This is a genomic window from Endozoicomonas sp. ALE010, assembly GCF_049310165.1.
Classification (GTDB): Bacteria; Pseudomonadota; Gammaproteobacteria; order Pseudomonadales; family Endozoicomonadaceae; genus Endozoicomonas.
Window position 1 is genome coordinate 32,464 of sequence record NZ_JBLYNV010000050.1, and the last position, 8,445, is coordinate 40,908.

General features: G+C 51.2%; 3 protein-coding genes. All 3 read left to right on the forward strand.

From position 1 onward, the window contains the following. Positions 1-43 precede the first annotated feature (43 nt). Entirely contained in the window at positions 44-3,490 is a 3,447-nt protein-coding gene (locus tag ACO6UY_RS18070; RefSeq protein ID WP_422490813.1) for a DUF1601 domain-containing protein, read from the forward strand. Positions 3,491-3,658: 168 nt separating this feature from the next. Beyond that, on the forward strand, positions 3,659-6,718 hold the full coding sequence (locus tag ACO6UY_RS18075; protein WP_422450735.1) for a DUF1601 domain-containing protein: 3,060 nt from the start codon (positions 3,659-3,661) through the stop codon (positions 6,716-6,718). A gap of 76 nt (positions 6,719-6,794) precedes the next feature. Continuing rightward, positions 6,795-8,445 (forward strand): DUF1601 domain-containing protein (locus tag ACO6UY_RS18080; protein ID WP_422461540.1); only part of this gene is annotated, 1,651 nt, incomplete at its 3' end.

Below are 8,445 nucleotides of genomic sequence, written 5' to 3' on the forward strand. Positions count from 1 at the left end.
GCAGTCTGCTTTTTATATTTCCATGAATTAATGAAATATAATTATGGATACAAGCTCTGCCGGTATCAGTGGTCAATACGCAAGATCAGTTAATGATTGTAATCGACCGGGTGGCCATGCCGCTTCCTCGAGACGTGGACGATACCGACATGCCACGGTCAGGCAGTTGGATGATACCCCACGCACTAATCCCGGGCGCAATACATTTTACCGTTCTCCTGACGCATGCCCTTCTCAAAATCTACAGCGCCGTTCAGTAGACCTTACTCAAGATTTTAATGCGCTCATCAAACAGGAAATAATGGATGATCTGGTGAATCAATCGCATCGTTTCGGTCATCGCTATGATGGGAGAAATCACAGCTGGTATGCCAGTTCAATTAAAAAATACACATCAGCTGCTAAAAGACCGTTAAATCGAGCGGAACAAAGCCAGCTGACAGGTTTGCTACAAAATTTTACCATAACACGGCGTTGGGACTGGCGAAGCCTCACGACCACACTTCATTCATTGACTTCAGCGGGTGTTTTTACCCCTCATAAACCCATGGATGAGCGTGTTAAGTGTACTCAAGCTGCCTTATTATCAACGCTACTTGATGCAATCATATTCAAGTGCAGCCAAAAACCTCAAGCCAGGGACATCGATGCCCGGGGAATCGCCAACCAGCTGTGGGCAATGGCGAAACTGGTGGTCAACGGGCAGCATTGGACACCAGGGCTCAAAGAGGCAGTGGCCGCGCTGTTGCCCCATGTGAACGCACAGAAAGACCAATTTATTCCTCAGCATATCGCCAACCTGCTGTGGGCCTTGGCGAAACTGGTGGTCAACGGGCAGGAGCGGACCCCGGAACTCAACGAGGCCGTGGCCGCATTGTTGCTCCAGGTAAACGCACAGAAAGATCAATTTAATGCCCAGGGTATCGCCAACCTGCTGTGGGCCATGGCGAAACTGGTGGACAATGGGCAGGAGCGGATACCAGAGTTCAAAGAGGTCTTAGCCACCCTGTTGTCCCACGTAAACTCACAGAAAGACCAATTTAATACTCAGGATATCGCCAACCTGCTGTGGGCCATGGCGAAACTGGTGGACAACGGACAGGAGCAGACAACAGGCCTCAAAGCAACTGTAGCCACGTTGTTGCCCTGCGTAAACGCACAGAAAGACCAATTTATTCCTCAGCATATCGCCAATCTGCTGTGGGCCATGGCGAAACTGGTGGACAACGGGCAAGAGCGGACACCAGAGTTCAACGAGACTGTGGCCGCGCTGTTGCCCCACGTGAACGTACAGAAAAACCAATTTAAGGCCCAGGGTATCGTCAACCTGCTGTGGGCCATGACGAAACTGGTGGACAGCGGGCAGGAGTTGACACCAGGGCTCAAAGAGGCCGTGGCCGCGCTGTTGCCCCACGTGAACGCAAAGAAAGATCAATTTAATGCCCAGGGTAACGCCAACCTTCTGTGGGCCATGGCAAAACTGGTGGACAACGGGCTGGAGCGAACACCAGAGTTCACAGAGACCATGACCGCACTGTTGCCCCATGTGAACGCACACAAAGACCAATTTATTCCTCAGCATACTGCCAACCTGCTGTGGGCCATGGCGAAACTGGTAGACAACGGTCAGGAGTGGACACCAGGGCTCAAAGAGGCTGTGGCCACGCTGTTGCCCCACGTGAACGCACAGAAAGACCAATTTAGTGCCCAGGATATCGCCAACCTGCTGTGGACAATGGCGAAACTGGTGGTCAGCAGGCAGGAGCAGATACCAGGGCTCAACGAGGCCGTGGCCGCGTTGTTGTCCCATGTGAACACACAGAAAGACCAATTTAATGCCCAGGCCATTGCCAACCTGCTGTGGGCCATGGCAAAACTCGTGGACAACGGACTGGAGCAAACACCAGAGTTCAACGAGGCCGTGGTCGCGCTGCTGCCCCACGTGAACACACAGAAAGACCAATTTAATGCCCAGGCCATTGCCAACCTGCTGTGGGCCATGGCGAAACTCGTGGACAACGGACTGGAGCAAACACCAGAGTTCAACGAGGTCGTGGTCGCGCTGTTGCCCCACGTGAACACACAGAAAGACCAATTTATCCCTCAGCATATCGTCAACCTGCTGTGGGCTAAGGCAAAACTGGTGGACAACGGGCAGGAGCAGACACCAGGTCTCAAAGAGGCCGTGGCCGCGCTGTTGCCCCACGTGAACGCACAGAAAGACCAATTTAATGCCCAAGGTAACGCCAACCTTCTGTGGGCCATGGCAAAACTGGTGGACAACGGGCAGGAGCAGACACCAGGTCTCAAAGAGGTCGTGGCCGCGCTGTTGCCCCACGTGAACGCAAAGAAAGACCAATTCAATGCCCGGGATATCGCCAACCTGCTGTGGGCCATAGCGAAACTGGTGGACAACGGGCAGGATCAGACATCAGAGCTCAACGAGGCCGTGGCCGCGCTGTTGTCCTACGTCAACGTACAGAAAGCTAGCTTTAAACCACAGGGTATCACCAATCTGCTGTGGGCCATGGCAAAACTGGTGGACAACGGGCAGGAGCGAACACCGGGGCTCAACGAAGCTGTGACCGCGCTGTTACCCCACGTAAACACACAAATAGCGAACTTTAAACCACAGGAAATCGCCAACCTGCTGTGGGCCATGGCGAAACTGGGTGAGCTCGTTGAGCTGAACGTGGTTAAATCCACGACTGAACTTCTTGTCTACCAAATCAGTAAATGCCCTCAGTTATCTCAGCAAGATATATCGATGTCTCTCTGGGGAGTATTGGTATGCTGTGCCAGGCTCTCTCCAGATGCCAATGCCAATAAAAGCAGCTTGCTTGAAAAGCACATGGATGGCCTGTTTACTCGCCTGGAAAATGCAGCCTCAAACAATGGAGATGAACAATCCATCATTGCCATGGCCGCAAGCTGGCTTGGCAGAGTGTGTCCGATCGTCCCCCATTACCAGACAACCATTTCAAAAACTCAAACCGACTTCCGCGATCAACTTCAATCATGTATTCCCTCTTTACAGATTGAAGCAGAAAGGAGTCTGAACTCATTACCTCCGGTTGATCTGCTACTGCCAGACCACAATATTATTATTGAAATTCAGGGACCCTCTCATTACGTGTGTGGTGATTTCAAAACCAGGACTGGTTCGACTCTGCTGAAAATCGCACTGCTGCAAAAAGCAGGATTTGAGGTCATTGAAATCCCCACTAACACCTTTTGGAACCCGGATTCAATAAAACGATGTATTGATCAAATAAAGACCAGGGTGGACATCCCGCCTCAGGGCCATGGCTCTGTATCATATAAAATCGGGTGGGCAGATGAGGCAAACGTTACCGTCGATAAAGGGTGTCAATCCTCAGATTACTGTTACTTAACCGCCGAAGAACATTTAGAAAAGCAAACGGGCAAACCAACAAAAAGAAAAAGGAAGAGAAAAAAAAAGCCAATAACCTCTTCCCTTTCATCATGACTCAAGAACTGTGTTCATATTCCAGGGATGGAGCGCCAGCGTTGAATACCTGTTGCCCAAAATGATTTGAAAATAACGGATTGGTTTTACAGGCATTACAGTAAAATGAACTTCTGAACAGAACAGCAGTCTGCTTTTTATACTTTCATGAATTAATGAAATATAATTATGGACAGAAGCTCTGCAGGTATCAGTGGTAAATACGCAAGATCAGATAATGCTTACAACCAACCGAATGACCATGCCGCTTCTTCAAGGTGTGGGCGATACAGGTATGCCACAGTCAGACAGTGGGATCCTCCCCCCCGGACAGCCCCGGGGCGTAATGAATTTTACCAATCTTCTGCCCCATGCCCTTCTCAATATTTACCGCGCCGTTCCGTAAATCCTGCTCAAGATTTTAATGCGTTCACCCAACAGGAAATAATGGATGGCCTGGTGAGTAAATCGTATCGTTTCGGTCATCGCTATGATGGGAGAGATCACTGCCTATATGCCAATTCAATTAAAAAATACACGTCAGCTGCTAAAAGACCGTTAAATCGGGTTGAACAAAGCCAGCTGATGCGTTTGCTGCAAAATTTTACAGTAACACGGAGTTGGAATTGGCGAAGCCTGACGACAACAATGCACTCATTTACTTCAGCGGGTGTTTTTACCCCTCATAAACCGATGGATCAGCGTGTTAAGCGTACACAAGCTGCCGTATTGTCGACGCTACTGGATGCAATAATATTCAAGTGCAACCGAAAAGCTAAAGCATGGGATATTGATGCCCGGGGAATCGCCAACCTGCTTTGGGCCATGGCGAAACTGGTGGACAACGGGCAGGAGCAGACACCAGAGTTCCAAGAGGCCGTGGCCGCGCTGATGCCCCATCTAAACGCAAATAAAGACCAATTTATCCCCCAGCAAATTGCCAATCTGCTGTGGGCCATGGCGAAACTGGTGAACAACGGGCAGGAGCGGACACCAGAGATCAACGAGACCGTGGCCGCGCTGTTGCCCCATGTGAACGAACAGAAAGACCAATTAATTCCTCAGCATATCACCATCCTGCTGTGGGCCATGGCCAAACTGGTGGACAACGGGCAAGAGCGGACACCCGGTCTCAACGAGACGGTGGCCACGCTGTTGCACCTCGTGAACGCACAGAAAGACCAATTTAATGCCCAGGGGATCGCCAACCTGCTGTGGGCCATGGCAAAACTGGTGGACAACGAGCAGGAGTGGATAACAGGGTTCAAAGGGACCGTGGCCGTGCTGTTGCCCCATGTGAACGCACAGAAAGACCAATTTATTCCTCAGGCTATCGCCAACCTGCTGTGGGCCATGGCGAAACTGGTGGACAACGGGCAGGAGCAGACAACAGAGTTCGAAGAGGCCATGGCCGCGCTGTTGCCCCAGGTGAATACACAGAAAGCTAACTTTAAACCACAGGAAATCACCAACCTGCTATGGGCCATGGCGAAACTGGTGGACAGCGGGCAGGAGCAGACAACAGAGCTCAAAGAGGCCGTAGCCGCGCTGTTGCCCCACGTGAACGCACAGAAAGATCAATTTAATGCCCAGGATATCGCCAACCAGCTGTGGGCCATGGCGAAACTGGCGAACGAAGGGCAGGAGCAGACACCAGAGCTCAAAGAGGCCGTGGCCGCGCTGTTTCCCCATGTGAACGCACAGAAAGGCCAGTTTATTCCTCAGCATATCGCCAACCTGCTGTGGGCCATGGCGAAACTGGTGGATAATGGGCAAGAGCAGACACCAAGGCTCAAAGAGGCCGTGGCCGCGCTGTTGCTCCTCGTGAACATACAGAAAAACCAATTTAAGGCCCAGGGAACCGCCAACCTGCTGTGGGCCATGGCGAAACTGGTGGACAACGGCCTGGAGCGGACACCAGGGCTCAACGAAGCCTTGGCCGCGCTGTTGCCCCACGTGAAAGCACTGAAAGACCAATTTATTCCTCAGCATATCGCCAACCTGCTGTGGGCTATGGCGAAACTGGCGGACAAAGGGCAAAAGCAGACACCAAGGTTCACAGAGGCCGTCGCCGCCCTGCTAACCTGCGTGAACGCACAGAAAGCTAACTTTAAACCACAGGAAATCGCCAACCTGCTGTGGGCCATGGCGAAACTCGTGGACAACGGGCAGGAGCTGACACCGCTGCTCAAAGAGGCCGTGGCCGCGCTGTTGCCACTCGTCAACACAGCGAAAGCTAACTTTAACCCACAGGAAATCGCCAACCTGCTGTGGGCCATGGCGAAACTCGTGGACAACGGGCAGGAGCTGACACCAGGTCTCAAAGAGGCTGTGGCCGCGCTGTTGTCTCTCGTGAACGCACAGAAAGACCAATTTATGCCTCAGCATATCGCCAACCTGCTGTGGGCCATGGTAAAACTGATGGACAACGGTCAGGAGCGGACACCAGAGCTCAAAGAGGCCGTGGCCGTGCTATTGCCCCTCGTGAACGCACAGAAAGCAAACTTTAAACCAAAGGAAATCGCCAACCTGCTATGGGCCATGGCGAAACTGGGCGAGCTTGTAGAGCTGAATGTGGTTACCTCCACGTCCGAATCGCTTATCTACAAAATCATTGACCACCCTCAGCTCTCTCAGAAAGGCATATTGATGTCTCTCTGGGGAGTCATGGTATTGTGTGCCAGGTTGGCTCTAGACTCTAATGCCAATAAAAATAACTTGCTTGAAAAGCACATGGATGACCTGTTTACTCGCCTGGAAAATACATCCCCGGATAATGAAGAGGATCAACACATCATTTCCATGGCCACCAGTTGGCTTGGGAGAACGTGTCCGGTCATCCCCCATTACCAGACAAACAATTCAAAAACTCAAACCGACTTCCGCGATCAACTCCAGTCATGCCTTCCATCTTTGAATATTGAAGAAGAAAAGAGTCTGAACTCATTACCTCCGGTTGATCTGCTACTGCCAGACCACAATATGGTGATTGAAATTCAGGGACCGTCTCATTACGTGAGTGGTGATTTCAACACCAGGAATGGTTCGACTCTGCTGAAAATCGCACTGCTGCAAAAAGCAGGATTTGAGGTCATTGAAATCCCGGTTAACCAGCTCAGGAGCCGGGATTCAATAAAACTATACATTGATCAAATAAAGACCAGGATAAACATCCCGCCACAGGATCATGGCTCTGTATCACTTAAAAGCGGGTCGGCAGATGAGAAATACGGCACTGCTTATATATAAACATTTCAGCAAAATGAACTTCTGAACTGTACAGCAGTCTGCTTTTTATATTTTCATGAATTAATGAAATATAATTATGGATAGAAGTTCTGCTGGTATCAGTAGTAAATACGCAAAATCAGATAATGATTACAACCAACCGAATGACCATGCCGCTTCTTCAAGGCGTGTGCAATATAGACATGGTACAGTCGAACAGTGGGATAATCCCCTCCGTACTACCCCGGGGCGTAACGATTTTTACCACTCTTCTGACGCTTGCTCTTCTCAAAATCTAATGTTCCGCTCAGTGAACTCTGCTCAAGATTTCAATGCCCTCATTAAACAAGAAGTAATGGATGATCTGGTGAGTAAATCATATCGTTTCGGTCATCGCTATGATGGGAGAAATCACGGTCGATATGCCAGTTCAATTAAAAAATACACGTCAGCTGCTAAAAGACCGTTAAATCGCGCGGAACAAAGCCAGCTGATGCGCTTGCTGCAAAATTTCACAGCAACGCGGAGCTGGAATTGGCGAAGCTTGACGACAACACTGCATTCCTTTACTTCAGCGGGTGTTTTTACCCTCCATAACCCCATAGATGAGCGTGTTGAGCGTACTCAAGCTGCCTTATTGTCAACGCTACTTGATGCAATAATATTTAACTGCAACCAAAAACCTGAAGCGAGGAATATTGATCCCCAAGGCATAGCCAATCTGCTGTGGGCCATGGCGAAACTGGTAGACAACGGGCAGGAGTGGACATCAGGGCTCAAAGAGGCCGTGGCCGCGCTGTTGCCCCACGTGAACGCACAGAAAGACCAATTTATTCCTCAGCATATCGCCAACCTGCTGTGGGCCATGGCGAAACTGGTGAACAACGGGCAGGAGCGGACACCAGAGTTCAAAGAGGCCATGGCCGCGCTGTTGCCCCACGTGAACGCACAGAAAGACAAATTTAATCCTCAGCATATCGCCAACCTGCTGTGGGCCATGGCGAAACTGGTGGACAACGGGCAGGAGCGGACACCAGAGTTCAAAGAGGCCATGGCCGCGCTGTTGCCCCACGTGAACATACAAATAGCGAACTTTAACCCACAGGAAATCGTCAATCTGCTGTGGGCCATGGCAAAACTGGTGGATAACGGGCAAGAGCAGACACCAAGGCTCAAAGAGGCCGTGGCCGCGCTGTTGCCCCTCGTGAACATACAGAAAAACCAATTTAATGCCCAGGGAATCGCCAACCTGCTGTGGGCCATGGCGAAACTGGTGGACAACGGGCAGGAGCGGACACCGGGGCTCAACGAGGCCGTGGCCGCGCTGTTGCCCCACGTGAAAGCACTGAAAGACCAATTTATTCCTCAGCATATCGCCAACCTGCTGTGGGCGATGGCGAAACTGGCGGAGAAAGGGCAAAAGCAGACACCAAGGTTCAAAGAGTCCGTGGCCGCCCTGCTACCCTGCGTGAACGCACAGAAAGCTAACTTTAAACCACAGGAAATCGCCAACCTGCTGTGGGCAATGGCGAAACTGGTGGACGACGGGCAGGAGCAGACACCAGAGATCAAAGAGACCGTGGCCGCGCTGTTGCCCCACGTGAACGCACAGAAAGCCAACTTTAAACCACAGGGTATTGCCAACCTGCTGTGGGCCATGGCGAAACTGGTGGACGACGGGCAGGAGCAGACACCAGAGATCAAAGAGACCGTGGCCGCGCTGTTGCCCCACGTGAACGCACAGAAAG